Genomic DNA, 24314 nt, shown 5'->3' with positions numbered 1-24314 from the left:
CCACTTATTTTCCCAGCTCGTCTCCCATCTCGCGTCCGCGCTGCGCAGCCGCCTTGATGCCCTTGACGATGGCCGCCTTCACGCCGCTCTCTTCCATGCTGGTGAGCGCCGCATACGTCGTGCCGCCCTTCGACGTGACCCGCTCGCGCAGCAAGGACACGGGTTCGCTGGAGTTCGCCGCCAGCTGCGCCGCGCCCGTAAACGTGGCGATGGCCAGCTGCGTGCCCTGCTCCGGCGTCAAGCCCAGCTCGGCGGCCGCCTGCTGCATCGCTTCGATAAAGTAAAACACATAGGCGGGACCGCTGCCGGACACGGCCGTCACAGGGTCGATCTTTGCTTCATCATCGAGCCAGACGGTCTGGCCGACGGCGCGCAGGATGGCGTCCGCCGTCTTCTTTTGCTCATCGCTGACGCCGCTGCTGGCCACCATGCCCGTGATGCCCATGCCGATCAGGGCCGGCGTGTTCGGCATGCATCGCACGATGGCGCGGTAATCGCCGAGCCAGCGCGACAGGTCGGCCGCGCGGATACCGGCCGCGATCGACAGGATCAATGGCGCCTTGTTTCCGTCGAGGAAGGGCAGCAACTGCGCCGCCACGTCGCGCATGCTTTGCGGTTTCACGGCCAGCACGATCACGTCCACGCCCCGCAGCGCGTCGCCGGCGGCGGAAGCCGTCGTCACGCCGAATTGCGCCTGCAATTTTTCCAGCGCGGGCGCATGCGGGTCGATCACGTGGATGTTGCCGCCCAGGGTCAATTTACCCGCCAGGCCGGCGATCAGGGCCGCAGCCATATTGCCGCCGCCTACAAAGGCGATATTCAATTCTGTCGTCATGGCTATGCTTTCTATCAATCAGTTAAGAGTAAGTGCGGGAACCGAAAATGGCGCTGCCCACGCGCACGATGGTGGCGCCTTCCAGCACGGCGGCGCGCAAGTCGGCCGACATGCCCATCGACAAGGTATCGAGCGCGAGGCCGTCCGCCTTCAATTGGTCGTACAGCGCGCGCAATTGCGCAAAGGCGGCGCGCTGCAGGTTGACATCCGTTTCCGGCTCGGGGATGGCCATCAGGCCGCGCAGGCGCAAACGGGGCAGTTGCGCCACGGCATGCGCCAGCGCCGGCAAGTCAGCCGGCGTCACGCCGCTCTTGCTGGCTTCGCCGCTGATATTGACTTGCAGGCAGATATTCAAGTCCGGCAAGCCGGCCGGGCGCTGCTCGGACAGGCGCGCGGCGATCTTTTCCCGTTCCACCGTATGCACCCAGTCAAAATGTTCGGCGATGGGGCGCGTCTTGTTGCTCTGGATGGGGCCGATGAAATGCCAGACGGGTGCGCCTTGCGGCAGCGCAAGCTTGACGGCGCTAATCTTGTCGAGCGCTTCCTGCAGGTAATTTTCGCCAAACGCCGCCTGGCCCGCGTGCATGGCTGCCAGCACGGCGTCCGCGCCGAAGGTTTTCGACACGGCCAGCAGGGTCACGTCACCAGGGGCGCGCTGCGCCTCCAAGGCGGCCTGCGCAATACTGTCGCGCACGGCTTGCAAGTTCTGTTCGATTGTGGACATAATCATTTTCTAGTGTATAGGGGCGGCGGCACGGTGCGCCAGCCCATCAATGCAGGCACAGGGATTATAAATGGACATCTCCGAACTACTCGCTTTCTCCGTCAGCAACAAGGCTTCCGACCTGCACCTGTCTTCCGGCCTGCCGCCGATGATACGGGTCAATGGCGACGTGCGCCGCCTGAACGTGGCGCCGCTCGAGCACAAGGAAGTGCACAGCATGATCTACGACATCATGAACGACAGCCAGCGCAAGGCGTATGAAGAAGCGCTGGAATGCGATTTTTCGTTCGAGATTCCCGGTCTGGCGCGCTTCCGCGTCAACGCCTACAACCAGGAACGCGGTGCCTCGGCCGTGCTGCGCACGATTCCCTCCAAGGTGCTGACGCTGGAAGAACTCAATGCCCCCCGCATCTTCGGCGAGCTGGCCATGCGTCCGCGGGGACTCGTGCTGGTGACGGGCCCGACGGGTTCCGGCAAGTCGACCACCCTGGCGGCCATGGTGAACCACGTCAACGAGCGCCTGAACCACCATATATTGACCATCGAAGACCCGATCGAGTTCGTGCATAAACCGAAGAAATGCCTGATCAACCAGCGCGAAGTGGGCTCGCACACGCATTCGTTCAGCAATGCGCTGCGCTCGGCCCTGCGCGAAGACCCGGACGTGATTTTGGTGGGCGAATTGCGCGACCTGGAAACCATCCGCCTGGCGCTGACGGCGGCCGAGACGGGCCACCTGGTGTTCGGCACCCTGCACACCTCGTCGGCGGCGAAGTCGATCGACCGCATCATCGACGTCTTCCCCGCCGAGGAAAAGGAAATGGTGCGCGCCATGCTGTCCGAATCCTTGCAAGCCGTCATTTCGCAAAACTTGCTGAAAACCAAAGACGGCGCGGGCCGCGTGGCCGCGCATGAAATCATGCTGGCCACGCCGGCCGTGCGCAACCTGATCCGCGAAGCGAAAGTGGCGCAAATGTATTCGGCCATCCAGACGGGCAGCAACGTGGGCATGCAAACCCTGGACCAGTGCCTCACCGACCTGGTGCGGCGCGGCACGATCTCGGCGGAAACGGCCCGCTCGGCCGCCAAGTCCCCTGAAAACTTCCCCGGATAAGCCATGCAGACGACGCACGAACACTATGGCGCCATGCACGCGCTGCTGGCGCAGATGCGCGCACGGGGCGGCTCCGACCTGTTCATCACGGCCGGCTTTCCCGCCGCCATCAAGCTCGACGGCAAGCTGACGCCGCTGGCTGGCGGCGCGCTTGACGCGGCACAGGCGGCCGGCTACGTGCGCGCCGTCATGAACGCGCGCCAGGCGGCCGAGTTCGAGTCCAGCCGCGAAGCCAATTTCGCCATCAGCCCGGAGGGGCTCGGACGCTTCCGCGTATCCGCCTTCGTGCAGATGGGCCAGGCAGGCATGGTCTTGCGATTGATCAATACCGCCATCCCCAGCCTCGCTGGGCTGGGTTTGCCCGCCATCCTGCAAGACATCGTGATGAGCAAGCGGGGCCTCGTCATCATGGTGGGCGCCACGGGCTGCGGCAAGTCGACCACCCTGGCGGCCATGGTGGGCCACCGCAACGCCCACAGCCACGGCCACATCATCACCATCGAAGACCCCGTGGAATTCATCCATCCGCACGGCAACTGTATCGTCACCCAGCGCGAAGTGGGCGTCGATACGGACGACTGGGCCACGGCCCTGAAAAACACCCTGCGCCAGGCGCCCGACGTGATACAGATCGGCGAAATCCGCGACCGCGACACCATGGACCACGCCATCGCGTTTGCCGAGACGGGCCATCTGTGCCTGGCGACCTTGCACGCGAACAACGCCAACCAGGCGCTGGACCGCATCATCAATTTCTTCCCCGAAGAGCGGCGCCAGCAGTTGCTGATGGACCTGTCGCTGAATTTGAAGGGCATGATTTCGCAGCGGCTGATCCCCAACAAGGATGGCGGCGGGCGCCAGGCGGCGCTGGAAATCCTGCTCAATTCGCCGCTGATGAGCGACCTGATCTTCAAGGGCCAGGTGCACGAGATCAAGGAATTGATGAAAAAATCGCGCGAGCATGGCATGCAGACTTTCGACCAGGCCCTGTTCGACCTGCACGAGACGGGCGCCATCAGCTATGAAGACGCGCTGCGCAATGCGGACTCCGTCAACGACCTGCGCCTGACGATCAAGCTCAAGGGCGCAACGGCGCCGGAACCGGCCCCGCAGGCGGGCGCCACCAAACTGGGACTCCTCTGACATGACCAGCATCCACGATTTCCAGGCCGAGGCGCTGGACGGCACGCCGATCGACCTGGCGCGCTACAAGGGCAAGGTATTGCTGATCGTCAATACGGCCAGCGCATGCGGCTTCACGCCGCAATACCAGGGGCTCGAAACGCTGTACCGCGAATTCCACGACCAGGGCCTGGTCGTGCTGGGTTTTCCCTGCAATCAATTCCGCCAGCAGGAACCGGGCTCGAACGAGGAAATTGGCGCCTTTTGCGAAAAAAACTTCGGCGTCACCTTTCCCCTGTTTGCCAAGGTCGACGTGAATGGCCCGCATACCCATCCCGTCTTTGCGCAATTAAAACAGGCGGCGCCCGGCATATTGGGCACGCAATCGATCAAATGGAATTTCACCAAGTTTTTGGTGCGCAAGGATGGCAGCGTATTTCGCCGCTATGCGACGGCCAGCAAGCCGGCCAGCCTGGCGGACGACATACGGCAATTGCTACAAGAGTAGAAGCGCAATACTTTGACTTAAGACAACAATCATGTGAAATCAATAAAACTGTATTTATTTCATGCTTGATATCAATATTGTGTTTCAAATAGCAAATATCGGTGATAATGTTTACATAATTATTCGCAGATATCGATCATAAAACGATGCCAGTCTTTGGGAAAATATTATCTTCATGGATGCGGATGGGCAGTTATTCCCGCCTCTTCATCCCTATTACCTTCCTGATACTCGCCGTTTCCGCCTTTCGCTATCACGCCCTGCTCGGGACGGAAACGGCGCTGGCCAATGCCCGCTACCAGAGCGAAGCCCGGCAACTCGACCTGTTCCTGGCCAATAGCGTGCTGCCGCTGGCCGTGCATACGGACCGGCATGCGATGCACGACAGCGTGCGGCAAGTGCTGCGCAGCGCCCTGCCGCTGAACCGCAGCCTCGCCGCCATGCGCTGGGATACGGCTGGCGCGCATGTCGAAGTGCTGGCCGACAACAAGCTGACCGACACGCTGGCCGACGGCGTGCCGGCCTGGTTTGCACGCCTGGCGGGCATGGCGGCCATCCGCAGCCGCCTGACGGTGGCACTGCCGGATGGCGGCGACGGCATCCTCGACGTGCATTACACGCCCGGCCTGCCCCTGGCGCAGGTGTGGCAACGGGTGCGCGGGCAGGCCGTCCTCAGCACCATCAACATCGTCCTCGTCTTCCTCCTGCTGGGCTTGATCCTGGCGTCGCACCGCAAGCTGCTGGCGCGGCTCGTGCAGGCGACGGACCGCTTCCGCGATGGCAACTTCGCCGTGCGCCTGGCGGCCGGCGCCACGCCCGAAGCGCAAGCCGTGTCGCAGTCGTTCAACGGCATGGCCGGCGATATCGAAGAATTGCTGACCTCGCTGAAGACCAGCCAGCGCCAGCTGGGCGAGCAGTTGAACGAAACCGTGCACATGCAGCAGGCGCTGCAAAAGCTGTCATGGCAAAACTACAATGACGTGCTGACGGGCTTGCCCAACCGCGCCGCGCTGGCCGCCCGCTTCGAACAGGAGCTGTTCCTGGCGCGCGAACGCCAGCGCCTGCTGGCCGTCTGCCTGTTCGACCTCGACCATTTCCAGGCCATCAACGACCGCTACGGCGCCGAAGCGGGCGATGAAATCCTCAAGCAGGTGGCCGGCCGCCTGCACGGCTTTACGGGCCAGATCCACTACGCGGCGCGCCTGGGCGGCGATGAATTCGTCCTGCTGCTGTGCGGCCAGGCCAGCATCGCCAGCATCGAACAGAACATCACGCAATTGCTGCAGGAACTGAGCCGCCCCTACCAGGGCGACCAGCAGGCGCTGCACGTGACGGCCAGCGTCGGCATCGCCGTCTACGCGGGCAAGGACTTGAATACGGAAAGCCTGCTGCGCCACGCCGACCACGCCGTCTACCAGGCAAAACTGACGGGGCGCAACCAGTACCACTTCTTCGACACCAACCTCGATGAAGAAGTGCGCACCCACCACAACCAGCGCACGGAAGTGCGCCAGGCCCTGATCAATGGCGAACTGCGGCTGTACTACCAGCCCAAGGTGAACATGCGCGCCGGCACGGTGGTGGGCATGGAAGCGCTGCTGCGCTGGCAGCACCCGCGCCGCGGCGTGCTGGCGCCCGCGCAATTCCTGCCGCTGGTGGAACAGACGGATTTGATCATCGACATCGGCGAATGGGTGCTGCGCCAGGCCCTGTGGCAGATGCAGCGCTGGGTCGCTTGCGGCAAGCACTGGGTGGTCAGCGTGAATATCGCGGCGCGCCACTTCCAGCAACCGGACTTCGTCTCGCGCCTGGAAACCATCCTCGGCGAATTTCCCGGCGTGCGCGCCAGCATGCTGGAACTGGAAATCCTCGAATCGTCGGCCCTGCACGACATCGAAGACGTGCGCCGCATCATCCGCGCCTGCCAGGCGCTGGGCATCACGTTTGCGCTCGACGATTTCGGCACCGGCTACTCGTCGATGTCATACCTGAAACGCCTGCCGGCGAATATCGTCAAGATTGACCAGAGCTTCGTGCGCAACATGCTCAACGACCGCGACGACCTGCACCTGGTGCGCGCCGTCATCGGCCTGGCCCGCTCCTTCAGCTTGACGGTGATCGCCGAAGGCGTGGAAAGCGTCGAGCATGGCGCGCGATTGATCCAGCTGGGCTGCGACCTGGCGCAAGGCTACGGCATCGCCCGCCCCATGCCGGCCGACGCCGTGCTGGAATGGGCCAACAATTTCATCCCGGCGCCGCAATGGCGCATCGCGCAGTACAACGAAGTGTCTATTTGACCGGGGTCAAGGCGGAATCGATCAATTCGATCCAGTGCCGCACGGGCGTCTCCGTGCCCGACTGCAGGTGGCTCAGGCAGCCGATATTCGCCGACACGATCATCTCCGGCTCGCACGCTTCCAGGTTCGCCACCTTGTTGTCGCGCAACTGTTGCGACAGTGCCGGCTGCAGGATCGAATACGTGCCCGCCGAACCGCAGCACAGATGGCTGTCGGCGCACAGGCGCACGTCGACGCCGACGGCGCGCAGCACCTGCTCCACCTTGCCGCGCACCTGCTGGCCGTGCTGCAGCGTGCACGGCGGGTGGTACGCCACCCGCTTGCCGATGCGCCCTTGCAGCAGCGCAACCAGTTCCGCTTCAAACGCGGGCATGATCTCGGACAAGTCGCGCGTCAATGCCGCGATGCGCCGCGCCTTGTCCGCATAGCGGGCGTCGTGCGCCAGCAGATGGCCATATTCCTTCACCGTGGCGCCGCAGCCGGAGGCCGTCATGACGATGGCTTCCGCGCTGTCCACGCAATCTACGTAGGGCCACCAGGCGTCGATATTGCGGCGCATGTCGTCCAGCGCCGCTTCCTGGTCGTTCAAGTGATGGCGCAGCGCGCCGCAGCAGCCCGCCCTGGGCGCGACGATCAATTGCACGCCCAGGGCGTCGAGCACGCGCGCCGTGGCCGCGTTGATGTTCGGCGACATGGCCGGCTGCACGCAGCCGTCGAGCAGCAGCATGGTGCGCACATGCCGGCGCGCGGGCCATGCACCTGCCTTTTCTCCGGGACGCAGCTTGTCCTGCAAACCTTTCGACAGCAAGGGCCGCAGCGCCTGCCCCGCCTTGTACACGGGCGTGAACAGCCAGCGGCGCGGCAAGGCTTCCTTCAGGGCGAAGCGCAGCGCCCGTTCGCGCAAGGGGCGCTGCACGCGCTGTTCGACGACGTTGCGGCCGATGTCGACCAGGCGCCCGTACTGCACCCCCGAGGGACAGGTCGATTCGCAGTTGCGGCAGGTCAGACAGCGGTCCAGATGCGTCTGCGTCTTGGCCGTGACGGGCGCGCCTTCGAGCACTTGCTTGATCAGGTAGATGCGTCCACGGGGGCCATCGAGTTCATCGCCCAGCAACTGGTAGGTGGGACAGGTGGCCGTGCAAAAGCCGCAATGCACGCAGGCGCGCAGGATGGCTTCGGCTTCGTCGCCTGCCGGCGTGTTCTTGATGAAATCGGCGAGATTGGTTTGCATGCGCTCAAGTCATTCTGTGCGGGTTGAAGATGCCGGCCGGGTCGAAAGCGTGCCGCAGGCGCTGGTGGATTTTTTCAATGGCCGGCGCCAGCGGGTGGAACACGCCCACGGCCTTGTCGCCGCCGCGGAACAGGGTGGCGTGGCCCCCAAGCGCGGCCACGGCCTGGCGGATGTGCTGGCTGCCTGCCGCATCGGCGTCGCCGTCGAGCTTGAGCCAGCGCTGCGCCCCGCCCCATTCGATCAGCTGGCGCCCCTTTAAAATCACGGCGCTGGCGTGCGGCGGCAGCGACAGGCGCCACAGGCTGCCCGCGCCCGCGAAGAAATCGTGCGTCTGTTCGCGCACGGACAGCCAGAAGGCGGCCGCGTCTTCCTGCACCAGCAGCTCGCCATTCAAGGATGTCAGGGCCGCCGACACGGCCGCCTCGGCGCCGGACAGGCGCACGCTCAAGACGCCGTCATGCCAGCAACTGGCGGAAATGGGCAGCGGCTTGCCCGCCCATTCATTGAGCATGCGCAAGGCGGCAATTTCAGCGCATTCCAGGCGCAAGGTCGCTTCGCGCAGCGGCAAGGGCAGCACTTTCAGCGACACTTCCAGGATCAGGCCCAGGGTACCCAGGGACCCCGCCAGCAGGCGCGAGACATCGTAACCGGCCACGTTCTTCATCACCTGCCCGCCGAAGGCCAGGCGCTCGCCATGGCCATCCATCAGCACGGCGCCCAGCACAAAGTCGCGCAAGGCTCCCGCGCTGGCGCGGCGCGGCCCGGACAGGGCGCTGGCGACGACGCCGCCCACCGTGGCGCCCGGCCCGAAATGGGGCGGCTCGAAGGCCAGCATCTGGTTGCGCGCGGCCAGCGCCGCTTCAATGTCCGCCAGCGGCGTGCCGCAGCGGGCCGTGATCACCAGTTCCGTCGGTTCATAGTCGATGATGCCCGCATACGCGCGCGTATCGAGCACCTCGCCTGCCAGCTGCTGGCCATACCAGTCTTTCGTGCCGCCGCCGCGCAGGCGCAAGGGGCGGCCTGCCGCGCTGGCCGCCAGGATCTGCTGCCTGAATTGTTCCGCTATCGCTTGCAAAAGAGTCTCCGGAAAATTAAAAACGGGGCAGGTTGGCGAACGGCAGGCGTCCCGCCGTCACATGCATCTTGCCGAATTCGGCGCAGCGGTTCAAGGTGGGAATCGCCTTGTCCGGGTTCAGCAAGGCGTGGGGATCGAAGGCGCGCTTGACGGCAAAGAAGGCATCGAGTTCGGCGCGCGTAAATTGCACGCACATGGAATTGATCTTTTCCATGCCCACGCCATGTTCGCCCGTGATGGTGCCGCCCACGGCCACGCACAGGGCCAGGATGTCCGCGCCAAACGCTTCGGCGCGCTCGAATTCGCCGGGCATGTTGGCGTCGAACAGGATCAAGGGGTGCAAATTGCCGTCGCCCGCGTGGAACACGTTGGCGCAGCGCAAGCCATGCGTCGTTTCCATGCCGGCGATGCCCGTCAGGACTTCGGCCAGGCGCTTGCGCGGGATCGTGCCGTCCATGCAGTAGTAGTCGGGCGAGATGCGTCCCGCCGCGGGAAAGGCGTTCTTGCGGCCGGACCAGAATTTCATGCGCTCCGCTTCCGACTGCGACACGGCGATGGCGCTGGCGCCCGCCCCTTCCAGCACGGCCGTCATGCGGGCGATTTCCTCTTCCACTTCCTCGTGCGTGCCGTCCGCTTCGCACAGCAAGATGGCGGCCGCGTCGATGTCGTAGCCGGCCTTGACGAACGGTTCGACCATGCGCGACGAGGTCCGGTCCATCATTTCCAGGCCGGCCGGGATGATGCCGGCCGCGATCACATTGGCCACGGCATTGCCGCCCGTGACGACGTCGTCAAAGGATGCCATGATGACCCTCGCCGTGGCCGGCTTCGGGATCAGCTTGACCGTCACTTCCGTGACGATGCCCAGCATGCCTTCGGAGCCGATGAAGACGGCCAGCAAGTCGAGGCCGGGCGAGTCCAGGCATTCGCCGCCCAGTTCCAGCACGTCACCGTCAATGGTAACAACCCGCACGCGCAGCACATTGTGCACGGTCAAGCCGTATTTCAGGCAATGCACGCCGCCCGAGTTTTCCGCCACGTTGCCGCCGATGCTGCAGGCGATTTGCGAGGACGGGTCGGGCGCGTAGTACAAGGCATATTGCGCCGCCGCTTCGGAAATGGCCAGGTTGCGCACGCCCGGCTGCACCACGGCCGTGCGCGCATACGCATCAAGGCGCACGATGCGGTTCAAACGCGCCGTCGACAGCACCACGCCGTCGGCGATGGGCAAGGCGCCGCCCGACAGGCCCGTGCCCGCGCCGCGCGGCACGATCGGCACCTTCAACGCGCGGCAGACGCCGAGGATGGCGATGACCTGTTCTTCCGTATCCGGCAACGTCACCACCATCGGCAGCTGGCGGTAGGCGGCCAGGCCATCGCATTCGTACGGGCGCGTATCTTCGGCGTCGGACAGCACGCAACGGGCCGGCAGCACGGCCAGCAGGGCCGCGACGACGGCTTGCTGGCGCGCGGCGGTCAATCCGGATTCAGGGGCGGCATTGAGCATAGGATGTGAGCAAAAGTGCATGGGCGTGCAACGATTGTAAGCACAAAAGCGGCGCGCAGCGCATTTTTTGTCCTATTTGCGGGCAAATCCGGGGCCAGGCGGCGCGCGGTGTCGTATGCTGCCCCCATTCTTCTTTACAGGATCGACATCATGGGCAACCGACTTTCGAAAATCGCCACGCGCACGGGCGACAATGGCAGCACCGGCCTGGGCGACGGCAGCCGCACCAGCAAGGACAGTGTCCGCATCCACGCCATGGGCGACGTGGACGAACTCAATTCGAATCTGGGATTGCTGCTGTGCGAAGCCATGCCCGACGCCTTGCGCGACGAACTGGTGGCCATCCAGCACGATCTGTTCGACCTGGGCGGAGAAATCTGCATCCCCGGCTACCAGCTGATCAAGGAAGAGCACGTACTGCGCCTCGACGACCTGCTGGCGAAATACAATGCGGACTTGCCGGCCTTGAGCGAATTCATCCTGCCGGCCGGTTCGCGCGCCGCCTCGCTGGCGCATGTGTGCCGCACCGTGTGCCGCCGCGCCGAGCGCAGCATCGTCGCGCTGGCCAATGCGGAACCGCTGCACGAACATCCGCGCCAGTACGTGAACCGCCTGTCGGACCTGCTGTTCGTACTGTCGCGCGTGCTGAACCGCTTTGCCGGCGGCAGCGACGTGCTGTGGCGGCATGACCGCACGCGGGGATGAAATAAAAAACGGCGATGCCTGTCAAACCGCATCGCCATGCTTTATCCGGCTGACCGGGTGTTACTCAGCCGCAGGCCTGAAGACACGCTTTATTGGCACGGACGCATGAGGGAACACTGAACTCCATGACGCAGGCATCGAGCGCCATATAGCACTCGGATTGGCATTCCGATATATCGGCGGTACTGCTGGCCATGGCATACGAGGCGCTGACGCCCGTGGCGAACAGAAAGAAACCCAGCTTTTTGAACATAAGCACTCCTTTGCGGCAATAAGGGACGGCAGGATGGATGAAGTGATGCAGCCGGCCTGGCCAGCGTACTGGCCTGCCGGCAAACTTTATTGAATGCTACTCTTGCGCGCAGCTGTTGTAGCACATCTGATGAATCTTGGTGCAGGCGCCTGGCGACCTTGGATGGTCGGTCATGCACTGGTCCAGCCCTTCATCGCATTGCGAATAGCATTCCGGTTCGCCGCCGGCGATCGCGTACGAGGCGCTGACGCCCATGGCAAACAAAAAGAAACCCAGTTTTTTAAACATCGGTACTCCTTTGCAGAAATGTCAGACGAGGGGCAACATCCATGGCGCGCCGTCTCTTACGCGCCATCCGGCAATCAGATTTTCTTCAGCGCCGCTTCCAGCGCGCCCGTATTGAAACCCTGGATCTTGCGGTTGCCGATCAACACCACGGGCACGCCGCCGCCGCCGAGTTCTTCATGGGCTTTTTTCGCTTCCGGCGATTTTTCGATATCGAGATCGACAAAGTCGATCTTGTTTTCCTTGAAGTACGCGCGCGTCTTGGCGCAATAGCCGCACCAGTCCGTGCCGTACAACACCACCTTCGCCTGGGCATTCGGGAAATACGCGGCGTAATTGCCTTCCGTGTAAGTCGATTTGAATAAACCAGGCAATAAAGACAGGCCATAACCGCTGCCCAGGCCGGCGGCCAGAATCACGCAATACATGGCAATGGTTTTAATTTTCTTTTGCATCATGAAGCCACCTTGACGTCGTTACTTCCAAGCCGGAGCAATGCTTGCGCCCCGGCACACCTGGTTTTCTTAATTCAAGGCGCAATCGGCCTTGCATGCATTTAACAAATCCTTGCACGTGTTGCTGGAATGGCCAGAGTCGAGGCAATCGGTAAAGCTGCCATAGCACTCGCGCTGGCAGTCGCTCAAACCATTGCCGGCTGCTCCCACCGAATAGGACGCGCTGACACCGACGGCGAACAGGAAAAGTGCGATCTTCTTAAACATTTTCTACCTTTCGATTGACGTGGAAAAACAATGCCACTTGCGCTTAACTGCTTATTACCTTATAGAATTTATATCGTACAAAATCGAATATAGACCGCACTTATTTTAGAGTCAACGTTTCCTTTCGATAAATTTCCAATTTAGAAAATATATCGGGAAAGCCTCTTGAATGTGGAATTTGGAGAGATTGGGAGGCGCCAAACGTCTATACAATATCGGCGCCGCAAGCAAGTAAAGGCCGGCTGCGGGCGCAGCCGGCCGAGCGGCTACAGCACTTCCAGAAAACTCTTCAACGCGATGATTTCATCGGACGTCAGCTGCAAGCGCTGCAACAGGGGCGACGTGACGGGAAACTTCAGATCGGCCGCCTGCTGTGCGTTCTGCGGCACGGGGCGCGACATGCCCGCGTTATACATGTTCAACATGCCCACCATCTGCGCGAACGCGCCATTGTGCATCCACGGCCCCGATTGCGCCACGCCGCGCAAGCCCGGCGTGCGGAACTTGCCCACGTCCTCATTCTTGCCCGTCACCAGATAGCGCCCCAGGTCTTCATACTTGCGGCTACCGTAATTGCTCAGCCCGAGGTTGTGGAATTGCTGGTCCGTCAGCAAGGCGCCGCTGTGGCACGTCATGCAGCGCGCCTTGGTGCGGAACAGGTGCAGGCCCAGCAGCTCGCGGTCGTTCAAGGCCGTGCGTTCGCCCTCCAGGAAGGTATCGAAACGCGTGACGGGCGGCAGCAGGGTGCGCTGGTAGTCGGCCAGCGCCGTCAGGATGCGCGGCAAGGTCACGCCGGCGCCCTGGCCAAAAGCCGCGTCGAACTGCGCCGGGTAGTCGCCCTGTGCGGCCAGCTTGGCGGGCAATTGCGCAGCCACGGCCGCCATTTCATCCGGATGCTGCAAGGGGCCCAGCGCCTGCTCTTCCAGGGTGCTGGCGCGGCCATCCCAGAACAGCATCCTGACCTGCGCCACGCCCAGCAAGCCCGGCGTATTGCGCTGTCCCAGCCGCCCCTCGTGTCCCACGGAAACGCGCTTGCTGTCGGCGAAGCTGTGCGCGGGACTGTGGCAGCTGATGCAGGCCACCGCGTTCGCGCGCGACAAGCGCGGGTCGTTGAACAAGCGCTGCCCCAGCGCCGCGACGGCCGGTGCCACGGGCGGCACAGGTATGGCCGAAACGGGCGCCATTTCCGCGGCGGCCACGCCGACGGGCAGGTGCGGACGGGGCCAGTCGGCAATGGGACGGGCATACGCCTGGCGCAGACAGGCTGCATTCCAGCCCGCCGGCGTGGCGCAAACGGTGGTAGTGGCTTCGCGCGCCGCCGCATCCCCTCCTGCAGGCAATCCCACTGTCATGGCCAGCAGCGCTGCGGCCACCCATCCGGTCTTTCCTGCTGTAAATCTATACACGTCGCTCATTCCTCTCTTGTACGCTGGCTTCGACCAATGATAACCAGCAACATGGCAACAGCACAGCGAAAGGGGACAGGGCTTGTCTATTCGGCGATCTGCGTCAATTTTCCCGGCGTTTCCTCCGCCTGCGCCTGCACATGTTCGCGCAGCAAGCCGCGCAGCAGCTGCACTTGCGCCACGGCATCGGCCTGCAGCGGCGTCAGGCTGTCGGCAACGCAGGGACCAGGCGCGCTGGCGTCGGCGGCGCCGCGCAGCAAGGCGTCGATTTCCCCGCTGACGCCGGCGATCCACTGCTGCAGTGCGGGCGGCGCCGGCTCGGCCTGGGGACTCAGGCTGATGCGCGCCGTGCTGCCCGCCACGCGGCGCAGCAGCGGCAAGGTGCGCAGCGCCGCCAGGCCCACGCCGCTGCTGCGGTCCAGGCGACGCTCGATGCGCAAGCGCTGCAAGACCTGTTCCGCGTTATTGCTGGCCAGCCCCGCCTCGCGGCGCAGGCGCGCGATGGCGCTGTCCCATTTGCCGCCCGCCGCCAGCACGGCCAGCAGGTATTTCAGGTTGGCCGACACTGCCTTCGCAAGGCGCTGGTCCAGGTCGTCCGCCTCGCGGTCGGGCCACAGGAAAAACGTGGCCAGCAAGGCCAGCACGCAGCCCAGCACATTGTTGCCCAGACGACTCATCGCATACACCATCTCGCTGGCCGGCGCCGCATAGTCGGCCACCAGCACGAAGGCGGGCGTCATGAACAGCACATGCAGGCTGTAGCTGACGCGGCGCAAGGCCATGGTGGCGACGATCAGGGGAAACACCACGAGCGAGATGCCCAGCGGCGTGTAAATGACCAGGCCGATCAGCACGGCCAGCACGGCGCCCAGCACGCTGCCCGCCACCCGCTCGATGCCGCGCGGCCAGGTGGTCGACACGGACGGCTGCAGTATCAATAAGGTCGCCATGGTGGCCCAGTAGCCGAACGGAATGTGCAAGGCCTCGACCAGCAGGAAGCCGGCCGTCGTCGCCAGCGACACGCGCGCCGCATGGCGCCAGCTCAGCGACTGCGGCGTGGCGTTGACTTTCGCCGTCTGCCACGCCTGCCCCAGCGCCAGGAAAGCCGCTTCGCGCCACGGCAGCTGCGCCGCGCGCGGCAAGCCCAGCTCCATGAAGTCCACGTTCAGGCGCAGCGGCAGCAAGGCGCCCAGCGCCGCTTCCAGGCGCCGTCCGCAGCCAGCCAGGCGGCGCTGCAATTCCAGCGGCGGCGTTTCCGGCTGGCGCTGCACGGCTTGCCCCAGGCGGCGCAGCAGCACGGCCATCACTTCCAGGCTGCGCCGCGCGCGCGGGTCCTGGCGCAGGCGCTGCTGCTCGCGCTCGCACGTATGCGTGACGGCGATCAGATAGGCGAAGATGCGTTCGGCGTCGCTGAGCGCCAGCAGCAGGTTGTCGTACAGGGCGCTGCGGCCCGCGCGCGCGGGCGGTACGGCGGCCAGCGCCACGCGCGCCGCTTCCAGCGCGGCGCGCGCCTGCGAACGGTAGCTGGCGCCATGCGCGGCAACGTCCGCCTGCGCCGCATCATGTGCGAGGAAACGCGCATTGTCGCGCGCGATGCCGGCCAGGCGCGAATACGCGGCGCGGATGGCGCGCCGGCTCGGGCCGAACGGGTGGATGCGCCAGACGGTAAAACTGAGCACGGTGGCGAACAGGCAGCCGAACATGTACAAACCCAGGAAAGGCGCCGTCTGAGTCATCGATGCGAGCGGATGCGTGACCATCACCACGCAGGCCGTGGCGGCCAGGATGGCCACTTGCCCCGTGGCCGCGCCCCAGATGCGCGCCAGCGCGCCGGCCCAGGAAAACAGCAGCACGGCGATGGCGGCCGTCGCCACGCCATGGCCGGCCGCCAGCGCCGTCAGGCCGCCGGCCACCGTCGACAGCAAGCCGAAACCCACCATCGAGACGAAACGCATGCGCCGCGTGCCGGCCGCGTCGGCCAGGCACGTCCAGAAGGCGCCGATGGCGGCCCAGGAAAAATCGGGGTGGTCGAAGAGCAGGCCCAGCAGCAGCATGGCGCTCGAGGCGCACGCGGCGCGCAAGCCTTCGGACAGATTCGTTTCATCGATGGCCAGGCTGACCATCCACAGGGGACGGCGCTGCGCCAGGGTGTCGGTATAGGCGTGCACGCCCGTCAGCCAGCGGCCGGCCAGTGCGCGCGAACGGCGGTGAAGTTTCCTGAGATACAAGTTGGACTTTGAAAGGGTATCAAAGCGTCATCGTAGCATTCCCGGGCGAAAAATGTTGCAGTGCAGCGTAAAATCCCCGAGGGCGAAAAAAAAGCGACACCGCGGTGTCGCTTTTCCGTAGGCAAGCCAGCTTAGCTGACGGCTGCCAGGCGCGGCGGCTGCGTGCCGCCAAAGCGCTGTTCGATCGAAGCGGCGATGCCGCTGGCGTCCAGGCCGACGCTTTTCAGCAGCTGCACGGGGTCGCCATGGTCGATGAAGGTGTCGGGCAAGCCCAGCATCAGGATAGGCTTGACGATGCCCTCCGCCGCCAGCGCTTCGGCCACGGCCGAGCCGGCGCCGCCCATGATGCAGCCCTCTTCCACCGTCACCAGGTAATCGTGCTCGGCAGCCAGTTGTTTCACCAATGCCACGTCGAGCGGCTTGACGAAGCGCATGTTGGCCACCGTCGCGTCGAGCTTCTCGCCGGCTCCCACAGCGGGCGCCACCATCGAGCCGAAGGCCAGGATGGCGATGCGCTGGCCCAGGCGCTTGATCTCGCCCTTGCCGATCTCGATGCTGGTCAGTTCCGGCACGATGGCCGCGCCCGCGCCGGCGCCGCGCGGATAGCGGATGGCGGCCGGGCCGGGGTAGTGGTAGCCCGTGGTCAGCATTTGCCGGCACTCGTTTTCATCCGACGCGGCCATGATGACCATGTTCGGGATGCAGCGCAGGAACGCCATGTCGTAGTTGCCCGCGTGCGTGGCGCCGTCCGCGCCCACGAGGCCGGCGCGGTCCAGCGCGAACGTCACGTCCAGGTTTTGCAGGGCCACGTCGTGGATCAGCTGGTCGTAGGCGCGCTGCAGGAAGGTCGAATAGATGGCCACGACGGGTTTCAAGCCTTCGCAAGCCAGGCCTGCGCCGAACGTCACGGAATGCTGCTCGGCAATGCCGACGTCGAAGTAGCGGGTCGGGAATTTCTGTTCGAACTTGACCATGCCCGAGCCTTCGCGCATGGCCGGCGTGATGCCCACCAGGCGCTTGTCGTGCGCGGCCATGTCGCACAGCCAGTTGCCGAACACTTCCGTATACGTCATCTTGGCGGGCGCCGTGGCCGGCTTGATGCCTTCGGCCGGGTTGAACTTGCCCGTGCCGTGGTACAAAATCGGTTCCGCTTCGGCCAGCTTGTAGCCCTGCCCCTTCTTGGTCACCACGTGCAGGAATTGCGGACCCTTCAATTGCTTGATATTTTGCAAGGTCGGGATCAGCGAATCGAGGTCGTGGCCGTCGATGGGACCGATATAGTTAAAACCGAATTCCTCGAACATGGTGGCGGGCACGACCATGCCCTTGGCGTGTTCTTCAAAGCGCTTCGCCAGTTCCAGCACGGGGCCGGGCAAGACGGACTTGCCGACATTTTTCGCGGCCGCATAGAACTGGCCCGACATCAATCGCGCCAGGTGGCGGTTCAGCGCGCCCACGGGCGGCGAGATCGACATGTCGTTGTCGTTCAGAATTACCAGCAGATTGACGTCTTCCTGCACGCCCGCATTGTTCATCGCCTCGAAGGCCATGCCGGCCGTCATCGAGCCGTCACCGATCACGGCGATTGCGTGCAGCGGGTCGCCCTTGATCTTGGCCGCTTGCGCCATGCCCAGCGCGGCGGAAATGGACGTCGACGAGTGCGCCGTGCCGAAGGTGTCGTATTCGCTTTCGTCGCGCTTCGGGAAGCCGGAAATGCCGTCTTTCTGGCGCAGGGTGTGCATGCGCTCGCGGCGGCCCGTGAGGATCTTGTGCGAATAGGTCTGGTGGCCCACGTCCCAGACGATGCGGTCGTGCGGCGTGTTGAAGACGTAATGCAGCGCGACGGTCAGCTCGACCGTGCCCAGGTTGGACGACAGGTGGCCGCCCGTCTTGGAAACGGAATCGAGCAGGAAGCTGCGCAATTCCTGCGCCAGCGGCACCAGTTGCGAGCGGGCCAGCTTGCGCACTTGCGCTGGTTCATTGATGGTTTCTAACAGTTTCATTTATGCCTTCCGCTGCACGACCAGGTCCGCCAGCTCGCGCAAACGGCGTGCCTTGTCCCCGAATGGCGCCAGCGCCGCATGGGCGTCGCACCGCAATTGTTCTGCCAGGGCTTTCGATGGTTCCAGCCCCAGTATCGATACGTAGGTGGGCTTGTTGGCGGCCGCATCCTTGCCTGCCGTCTTGCCCAGGGTGGCCGAATCGGCCGTTGCGTCGAGCACGTCGTCGACCACCTGGAACGCCAGGCCCACGGCGCGCGCATACGCGTTCAGCGCCGTCATGTCGTCCGCCGTCAAGTCCTTGCCGGCCAGCGCGCCGAGAATCACAGCCGCGCGCAGCAAGGCGCCCGTCTTGAGTTGATGCATCTGTTCCAGCTGCGGCAAGGTCAAGGCCAGGCCGACGCTGTCGAGGTCGATCGCCTGGCCGCCGCACATGCCGGCCGAACCGGAGGCGTGCGCCAGCAGCTTGATCATGGCCATTTGCCGCGCGGGAGGAATCGCCGCGCCGTCGGCCAGCAGCATGAACGCCTGCGATTGCAGCGCGTCACCGACCAGCAGGGCCGTCGCCTCGTCGTAGGCGATGTGCACGGTGGGCTTGCCACGGCGCAAGGCATCGTCATCCATGCAGGGCATGTCGTCATGCACGAGCGAATACACGTGAATCATTTCCAGTGCGCAAGCAGCGCGCGCGAGGGTATCTTGATCGGCATCAAACAGTTCGCCAGCCGCCATCACCAGCAGCGGGCGCACGCGCTTGCCGCCGCCCAGCAGCGCATAGCGCATGGCAGCGTGCAGCTTGTGCGGCACGGCGTCCGCCGCCGGCAGGAACTGGTCGAGCCGGCCTTCCACGCCGGACTGGGTGCTTTGCATCCAGTCGCCGAAGGTCACGCTGTCTTGTTGCATGCTGGCCATCATTGGGCGGCCTCGCCGGCATCCGTGAACGGTTTCAACATGTCGCCTTCGAGTACTTTCACCTGCGCTTCGACACTGTCGAGCTGGGTCGCGCAATACTTGACCAGTTCCGAGCCGCGCTGATACGCCGCGACCGATGCTTCCAGCGGCAACTGGCCCGCTTCCATTTGCGTTACCAGCTGCGCCAGTTCCGCCATTGCCTCTTCAAACGAGGCCGGCACTGCGGCAGCGGCAGTTAATTTCTTCGACATAGACTCAGATCTCTTCGTGGCACGAGGGGCTTGTAGGGAGACGCCGGGGATTCCCGGCCAGCATAGAAGCGTTATTTTAGAACAAACCACACTATTAAGTGAAAACTAAAGCGCAATCGACGCGCTCAAAGTCAATAGCGTTGCCAGCTTGTCAGTAGATTTTAGCCGAATCGCCCCTCTGCGCCGGAAATTGCGCGCCAAATGACAATGTTTCTCATTAAAAGCCTATTTGCCGGGGGGGTTTTGATAATGCCGAGGCCGATCCGCGCTATAATCGCCGGTTCTGTCCGGAATACCGTTTCAACAAATTTGAATTCAGGTCTTTGCGGATTCTTTCTCTCTGTAGCGGTTGCCCAGGGAATGGCCTGGGGCACTGCTGACCGTTGTACATTTATGGGGGGTTGGGATGTCCGATCTGGCTACTCACGCCAAGCTGGCGCGCTCAAACGCGCAACTTCCGGTCCACGTCTATTTTGACGAAACGCTGTTGCAGCGTGAAATGCAGCAATTGTTCCAAGCCGGCCCGCGCTATGTCGGGCACGAGCTGATGGTGCCGGAAACCGGCGATTTTGCGACCCTGGCGTCTGAGAACGAAGGGCGCATGCTCGTGCGCAACGCCAATGGCATCGAAGTGCTGTCCAACGTGTGCCGCCACCGGCAGGCGCTGATGTTCAATGGCCGCGGCAATGCGAACCATATCGTCTGCCCGCTGCACCGCTGGACCTACGACCTCAAGGGTGAACTGATCGGTGCGCCGCATTTCCCCGAGACGCCGTGCCTGAACCTGTCGAAAACGCCGCTGCAAAGCTGGAATGGCTTGCTGTTCGAGCAAAATGGCTACAACGTGATGGAAAAATTGAAAGATTTGTCCGTCTCGAAAGACCTCGACTTTTCCGGCTACATGTTCGACCACGTGGAAATCCACGAGTGCGACTACAACTGGAAGACTTTCATCGAAGTCTATCTGGAAGACTATCACGTGGAACCGTTTCACCCGGGCCTGGGCAGCTTCGTCAGCTGCGACGACCTGCGCTGGGAATTCGGCAAGGATTACAGCGTGCAGACGGTGGGCGTGCACCGCGGCCTGCAGCAAGCCGGTTCGCCTGCCTACAAGAAATGGCAAGAGCAGGTGCTGCAATTCCGTGGCGGCGAAGTGCCGCCGTACGGCGCCATCTGGCTGACCCTGTATCCGAACATCATGGTCGAATGGTATCCGCACGTGCTGGTTGTCTCGACCCTGTGGCCCGACGGCCCGCAAAAGACGCGCAACGTGGTGGAGTTTTATTACCCAGAAGAAATTGTGTTGTTCGAGCGCGACTTCGTCGAAGCGGAACGGGCTGCCTACATGGAAACCTGCGTCGAGGACGATGAAATCGCCCAGCGCATGGATGCGGGCCGCAAGGCCCTGATGGCGCGCGGCGTGAGCGAAGTGGGTCCTTACCAGTCGCCGATGGAAGATGGCATGCAGCATTTCCACGAGTGGTACCGCAACAATATCGAACTGTAATCCCTCAAGGGCCGCCTCGTGCGGCCTTTTTTTATCCCCGCGTTTTTCAGGAATCAGATGCAATCTCTTTGGATGCTGTTTGCAAGTTTCATGTTTGCCATCATGGGCGTGTGCGTCAAATTGGCGTCGGACATGTATTCGACGTCTGAAATCGTCATGTATCGCGGCATCATCGGCATGACCGTCATGAGCTGCACGATTTTGTACCAGGGCGGCAGCTTTAAAACCACGATGCCGGGCCAGCATCTGTGGCGCGGCGTGGTGGGCGTGATCGCCCTGTGGCTGTGGTTTTATGCGATCGCCATCCTGCCGCTGGCCACGGCCATGACGCTCAATTACATGGCGCCCATCTGGATCGCCGTGATCCTGCTGGCGGGCGGCTGGTGGAAGGCAACGCAGCAGGTCGAGTGGCCGCTGGTGGCGGCGATTGCCATGAGCTTTGTCGGCGTGACCCTGCTGCTGCAACCCGTGTTCGAAACGGACCAGGCGGCTGGCGCCATCACGGCCTTGATTTCCGGCATGTTGTCAGCCCTCGCCTACCTGCAAGTACGCAAGCTGGGCTTGCTGGGCGAACCCGAATACCGGGTCGTATTCTATTTCTCGGTCGTCAATTTCCTCGCCGGCGTGATCGGCCACGTGGCCAGCGCCGGCGGCGGCCCCGTCGTCTGGCATGCGCACACGAGCGGCTATGGCATCGGCTTGCTGGCCGCCATCGGCCTGTGCGCCACCATGGCGCAGATGGCCATGACGCGCGCCTATCGCCTGGGCAAGACCCTCGTGGTGGCCAATCTGCAATACACGGGCATCGTCTTTTCCAGCTTCTGGGGCGTGGTGATCTTTGGCGACCTGTTCGACTGGCATGGCTGGGCCGGCATCGGCATCATTCTCGCTTCCGGCATCGCGGCAACCTATTACAATACCCGCAACACGGCCCGTGGCGCCGCGATCGCGCGCACGGATCCCATCGCCAGCGAAGTGTAAGGAGTCATGACCTTGTATACGACCTTGATCAACAGCAATGATTTGTCCAGCCACGTGAATGACAGCAACTGGGTCATCCTCGATTGCCGCCACGACTTGCTCAACCCGACGGCCGGCAGCGACGCGTTTGCCGCCGGCCACATCCAGAACGCCCAGTTCGCCGATATCGACACGGCCCTGTCCGGCCCCAAGACGGCGCACGGCGCGGCCTTCACGGGCCGGCATCCCTTGCCCGACCGCAACGCCCTGCTGGCCACCCTGCGCGGCTGGGGCATCAATGACGACACGCAAGTGGTCGCCTATGACGGGCAAGGCGGCATGTTCGCCGCCCGTTTGTGGTGGCTGCTGCGCTGGGTCGGCCACCCGGCCGTGGCCGTCCTCGACGGCGGCCTGGCCGCCTGGCAAGCGCAAGGCTTGCCTCTGGTCACGCCCGTGGCGCCCCGCCCTGCCGGCAAGCTCACGGAAAAAGCCAGCCTGACGCGCACCGTGACCGTGCAAGACGTCATCGCCAACCTGGAAACCCGGGCCTTGACGGTGATCGACGCGCGCGCGCCCGACCGCTACCGGGGCGAAAACGAAACCATCGACCCCGTTGGCGGCCATATCCCCGGCGCGAAAAACCGTTTCTTCAAGGATAATTTACAAGCAGACGGCCGTTTCAAAAGCGCCGAGGAACTGCGGCGCGATTTCAACGCATTGTTTGATGCACCACAAGCGGCCATCCTGCAATGCGGCTCCGGCGTGACGGCTTGCCACAACTTGCTGGCCCTGGAAGTGGCGGGCTTGCCTGGCGCAGCCCTGTATCCGGGCTCGTGGAGCGAATGGTGCGCCGATCCGGCGCGGCCCGTGGCGACGGGTAACTAAAAAAAAGCGGACCTCGGTCCGCTTTTTTATGCTCTGTGGGTAACTACGACGTTATCCCCAGCGCTTGATTCAACTGCTCCAGTTCCGCCTGCCACGCCTGCTGGCTGGCCGGTTTCTGGTGGCGCGGTTTTCTCGCCAGGTCTTCCGCCAGCAATTGTTCCAGTTCGCACAAGCGTTCCAGCTGGACGTCGACATTGGTTTGCGCTGGCGCAAGCGCAGCCGTTTCCACGCGCGGCGCGGACGCCGGCGCTTGCCCATCCTCAAGACTCAACCGTGCATACGCGCTGGATGCATCGGGCCACTCTTCCAGCCCGCCATCGGCCACCACCCAGTAGCGGTTGCAGGCCGTCTCGATCAGGTCGCGGTCGTGCGACACCAGCAGGCAGCCGCCCGCAAAGCCGCGCAGCGCTTGCCCCAGCTCCGCCTTGCCCTGCATGTCCAGGTGGTTGCTGGGCTCGTCCAGCAGCAATAAATGATAACTGGCCAGCGACAGTCCCAGGAACAGCAGCCGCGCCCGCTCGCCGCCGCTCAGGGTGGCCACCGTCTGGCCATGGCGCGCATACGGAAAACCGGCCGCAATCAGCGCCTGCTTGCGCGCCACCTGGCTGCGCGCAGCCTCGTTTTGCACGGCGAACGGGTACAGGGCGTCGGACAGGTCGGCCGTATCGGCCAGTTGCTTGAGCGACTGGTCGTAATAGCCGATGTTTGCCGCCTTGTGGTAGCGCAAGTCCGCACGTTCCTCCTGCGCCTGGATCGCTTGCCAGCACAGGCGCAGCAGCGAGGACTTGCCGCTGCCGTTGGCGCCCAGCAAGGCGATGCGGTCGCCCGGTTTCAGCCACAGCTGGCCGACGTGGAACAGCACGGGAGACGCGGGCACGGCGCGCACGTCCAGTCCATCGAGCGCCAGCAGCTGGTCGGCCGCCAGCGCCTTGCCGCGCAGACTCAAGCGCCACGGCGCGCCATCGCTGACGAACGATTGCTCATCCTTCAACTTGTCGATGCGCCGCTGCATGGTCTTGGCCTTGCGCGCCAGGTCTTCATTGTCATAGGTGCGGCCCCACAGGGCCAGGCGGGCGCTGCTGGCAGACAGGCGGTCGATTTCCTTCTGTTCGGCCGCATGCCGAGCGGCGGCGGCCACGTCCGCCTCGGCCAGCGCCGCCAGCGCGGGGCCGCACGGCAAGTCGAAATCGTAGAGACGGCTATCGCGCAAGATCCAGCTGCGCGTGGCCACGTTGTCGAGCAATCGCTGGTCGTGCGAGACGAGGATGAAGGCGCCGCGCCAGGCCAGCAGGAATTGCTCCAGCCACAGCAGCGACGGCAAGTCCAGGTGATTGCTCGGCTCGTCGAGCAGCAGCACGTTCGGCTCCTGCAGCAGGGCACGCCCCAGCAGCAGTCGCGTGTGCTGGCCGCCGGACAGGGAATGCACGGGCACTTGCGCCGTATCAACATCAAAACCCAGTTCGGCCAGCAGGCTGTCGACCCGCCAATGCAGTTCCGGCTGCTCCAGCACGGGCGCCAGCAAGGCGTCGTACAGGCTCAGCTTGGCAAGTTCCGGCGGCAAGTGCTGCTCCACGTGCTGCAAGCGGCAGGCACGGGCATAGTGGATGTTGCCGGACGTGGCTGCACGCGTGCCGCTGAGCAAGCCCAGCAAGGTGGATTTGCCGCAGCCATTGTGGCCGATCAGGCCGATGCGGTCGCCCTGGCGCAAGGTAAAGGCGAGTTCATGGAAGAGGAAACCGTCGTGGGTATCCAGTTGTAAAGCTTGTGTCGAGATCAGGGTAGTCATG

Annotated in this window: 23 protein-coding genes; 8 read left to right on the top strand and 15 right to left on the bottom strand. The window is 63.8% G+C overall.

What is annotated here, in order from left to right; translation table 11 throughout:
- Positions 1–4: 4 nt before the first annotated feature.
- Positions 5–835, bottom strand: coding sequence for a pyrroline-5-carboxylate reductase (proC, locus tag NCG91_RS20880; protein ID WP_251351039.1), 831 nt, complete (start codon positions 833–835; stop codon positions 5–7).
- 22 nt (positions 836–857) lie between these two features.
- The gene (locus tag NCG91_RS20875) at positions 858–1559 is read right to left on the bottom strand and encodes a YggS family pyridoxal phosphate-dependent enzyme (RefSeq protein WP_251351038.1); all 702 of its coding nucleotides are present in this window, start codon (positions 1557–1559) and stop codon (positions 858–860) included.
- 70 nt (positions 1560–1629) lie between these two features.
- Here NCG91_RS20875 and NCG91_RS20870 point away from each other — a divergent pair, with 70 nt between their 5' ends.
- The 4 genes from NCG91_RS20870 (at position 1630) to NCG91_RS20855 (ending at position 6600) form a co-directional block, all read left to right on the top strand.
- Positions 1630–2673, top strand: coding sequence for a type IV pilus twitching motility protein PilT (locus tag NCG91_RS20870; protein ID WP_251351037.1), 1044 nt, complete (start codon positions 1630–1632; stop codon positions 2671–2673).
- A 3-nt stretch (positions 2674–2676) separates the two neighbouring features.
- The gene (locus NCG91_RS20865) at positions 2677–3816 is read left to right on the top strand and encodes a PilT/PilU family type 4a pilus ATPase (RefSeq protein WP_285817188.1); all 1140 of its coding nucleotides are present in this window, start codon (positions 2677–2679) and stop codon (positions 3814–3816) included.
- Position 3817: 1 nt separating this feature from the next.
- Positions 3818–4303: a glutathione peroxidase gene (locus NCG91_RS20860; RefSeq protein WP_251351036.1), complete on the top strand. Its 486-nt coding sequence runs from the start codon at positions 3818–3820 to the stop codon at positions 4301–4303.
- A 185-nt stretch (positions 4304–4488) separates the two neighbouring features.
- Positions 4489–6600: a putative bifunctional diguanylate cyclase/phosphodiesterase gene (locus tag NCG91_RS20855; protein ID WP_251351035.1), complete on the top strand. Its 2112-nt coding sequence runs from the start codon at positions 4489–4491 to the stop codon at positions 6598–6600.
- Here NCG91_RS20855 and glcF read toward each other — a convergent pair.
- Genes glcF through NCG91_RS20840 form a run of 3 tightly spaced genes read right to left on the bottom strand, consistent with a single transcriptional unit; the run spans position 6593 to position 10413 of the window.
- A complete protein-coding gene (gene glcF / locus NCG91_RS20850; RefSeq protein WP_251351034.1) occupies positions 6593–7831 on the bottom strand; it encodes a glycolate oxidase subunit GlcF in 1239 nt (412 codons plus the stop codon). The genes NCG91_RS20855 and glcF overlap by 8 nt on opposite strands.
- Positions 7832–7835: 4 nt before the next feature.
- Positions 7836–8906, bottom strand: coding sequence for a glycolate oxidase subunit GlcE (glcE, locus tag NCG91_RS20845; protein WP_251351033.1), 1071 nt, complete (start codon positions 8904–8906; stop codon positions 7836–7838).
- A gap of 16 nt (positions 8907–8922) precedes the next feature.
- Positions 8923–10413: an FAD-linked oxidase C-terminal domain-containing protein gene (locus NCG91_RS20840; protein ID WP_251351032.1), complete on the bottom strand. Its 1491-nt coding sequence runs from the start codon at positions 10411–10413 to the stop codon at positions 8923–8925.
- A gap of 150 nt (positions 10414–10563) precedes the next feature.
- On the opposite strand from NCG91_RS20840, the gene NCG91_RS20835 reads away from it, so the two are divergent.
- A complete protein-coding gene (locus NCG91_RS20835) occupies positions 10564–11118 on the top strand; it encodes a cob(I)yrinic acid a,c-diamide adenosyltransferase (RefSeq protein ID WP_099665482.1) in 555 nt (184 codons plus the stop codon).
- A gap of 64 nt (positions 11119–11182) precedes the next feature.
- On the opposite strand, the gene NCG91_RS20830 is transcribed toward NCG91_RS20835, so the two are convergent.
- The 9 genes from NCG91_RS20830 to NCG91_RS20790 all read right to left on the bottom strand — a co-directional run bounded on the left by NCG91_RS20830 (position 11183) and on the right by NCG91_RS20790 (position 19175).
- Positions 11183–11371 (bottom strand): hypothetical protein, encoded by a 189-nt coding sequence (locus tag NCG91_RS20830; protein WP_099665483.1) that lies wholly within the window; start codon positions 11369–11371, stop codon positions 11183–11185.
- A gap of 96 nt (positions 11372–11467) precedes the next feature.
- On the bottom strand, positions 11468–11659 hold the full coding sequence (locus NCG91_RS20825) for a hypothetical protein (RefSeq protein WP_251351031.1): 192 nt from the start codon (positions 11657–11659) through the stop codon (positions 11468–11470).
- A gap of 74 nt (positions 11660–11733) precedes the next feature.
- Positions 11734–12114 (bottom strand): glutaredoxin family protein, encoded by a 381-nt coding sequence (locus tag NCG91_RS20820; protein ID WP_251351030.1) that lies wholly within the window; start codon positions 12112–12114, stop codon positions 11734–11736.
- Between the two features lie 66 nt (positions 12115–12180).
- Complete coding sequence (locus NCG91_RS20815; RefSeq protein WP_099665485.1) at positions 12181–12378, bottom strand: hypothetical protein; 198 nt, start codon at positions 12376–12378, stop codon at positions 12181–12183.
- A 266-nt stretch (positions 12379–12644) separates the two neighbouring features.
- Positions 12645–13784 carry a cytochrome-c peroxidase gene (locus NCG91_RS20810; RefSeq protein ID WP_251351029.1) on the bottom strand — a complete coding sequence of 380 codons (1140 nt, stop codon included), beginning with the start codon at positions 13782–13784 and terminating at the stop codon, positions 12645–12647.
- A gap of 86 nt (positions 13785–13870) precedes the next feature.
- Complete coding sequence (locus tag NCG91_RS20805; RefSeq protein WP_251351028.1) at positions 13871–16012, bottom strand: FUSC family protein; 2142 nt, start codon at positions 16010–16012, stop codon at positions 13871–13873.
- A 131-nt stretch (positions 16013–16143) separates the two neighbouring features.
- Complete coding sequence (gene dxs / locus NCG91_RS20800) at positions 16144–18015, bottom strand: 1-deoxy-D-xylulose-5-phosphate synthase (RefSeq protein WP_251351027.1); 1872 nt, start codon at positions 18013–18015, stop codon at positions 16144–16146.
- Complete coding sequence (locus tag NCG91_RS20795; RefSeq protein ID WP_180278625.1) at positions 18016–18915, bottom strand: polyprenyl synthetase family protein; 900 nt, start codon at positions 18913–18915, stop codon at positions 18016–18018.
- An 8-nt stretch (positions 18916–18923) separates the two neighbouring features.
- On the bottom strand, positions 18924–19175 hold the full coding sequence (locus NCG91_RS20790; protein WP_251351026.1) for an exodeoxyribonuclease VII small subunit: 252 nt from the start codon (positions 19173–19175) through the stop codon (positions 18924–18926).
- Positions 19176–19581: 406 nt separating this feature from the next.
- Between NCG91_RS20790 and NCG91_RS20785 the strand changes: the two genes are divergently transcribed.
- Genes NCG91_RS20785 through NCG91_RS20775 form a run of 3 tightly spaced genes read left to right on the top strand, consistent with a single transcriptional unit; the run spans position 19582 to position 22527 of the window.
- Positions 19582–20682, top strand: a complete 1101-nt coding sequence (locus NCG91_RS20785; RefSeq protein WP_251351025.1) for an aromatic ring-hydroxylating oxygenase subunit alpha — start codon at positions 19582–19584, stop codon at positions 20680–20682.
- Positions 20683–20739: 57 nt separating this feature from the next.
- Positions 20740–21663: a DMT family transporter gene (locus tag NCG91_RS28155; protein ID WP_034784818.1), complete on the top strand. Its 924-nt coding sequence runs from the start codon at positions 20740–20742 to the stop codon at positions 21661–21663.
- 12 nt (positions 21664–21675) lie between these two features.
- The gene (locus tag NCG91_RS20775; RefSeq protein ID WP_251351109.1) at positions 21676–22527 is read left to right on the top strand and encodes a sulfurtransferase; all 852 of its coding nucleotides are present in this window, start codon (positions 21676–21678) and stop codon (positions 22525–22527) included.
- A 43-nt stretch (positions 22528–22570) separates the two neighbouring features.
- Here the strand turns inward: NCG91_RS20775 and NCG91_RS20770 are convergent, their stop codons facing one another.
- Entirely contained in the window at positions 22571–24313 is a 1743-nt protein-coding gene (locus tag NCG91_RS20770) for an ABC-F family ATP-binding cassette domain-containing protein (protein WP_251351024.1), read from the bottom strand.
- Position 24314 lies beyond the last annotated feature (1 nt).

It is taken from the genome of Janthinobacterium kumbetense (assembly GCF_023703445.1).
Classification (GTDB): domain Bacteria; phylum Pseudomonadota; class Gammaproteobacteria; order Burkholderiales; family Burkholderiaceae_D; genus Janthinobacterium; species Janthinobacterium kumbetense.
This window is presented reverse-complemented; position numbering and strand designations above follow the sequence as displayed.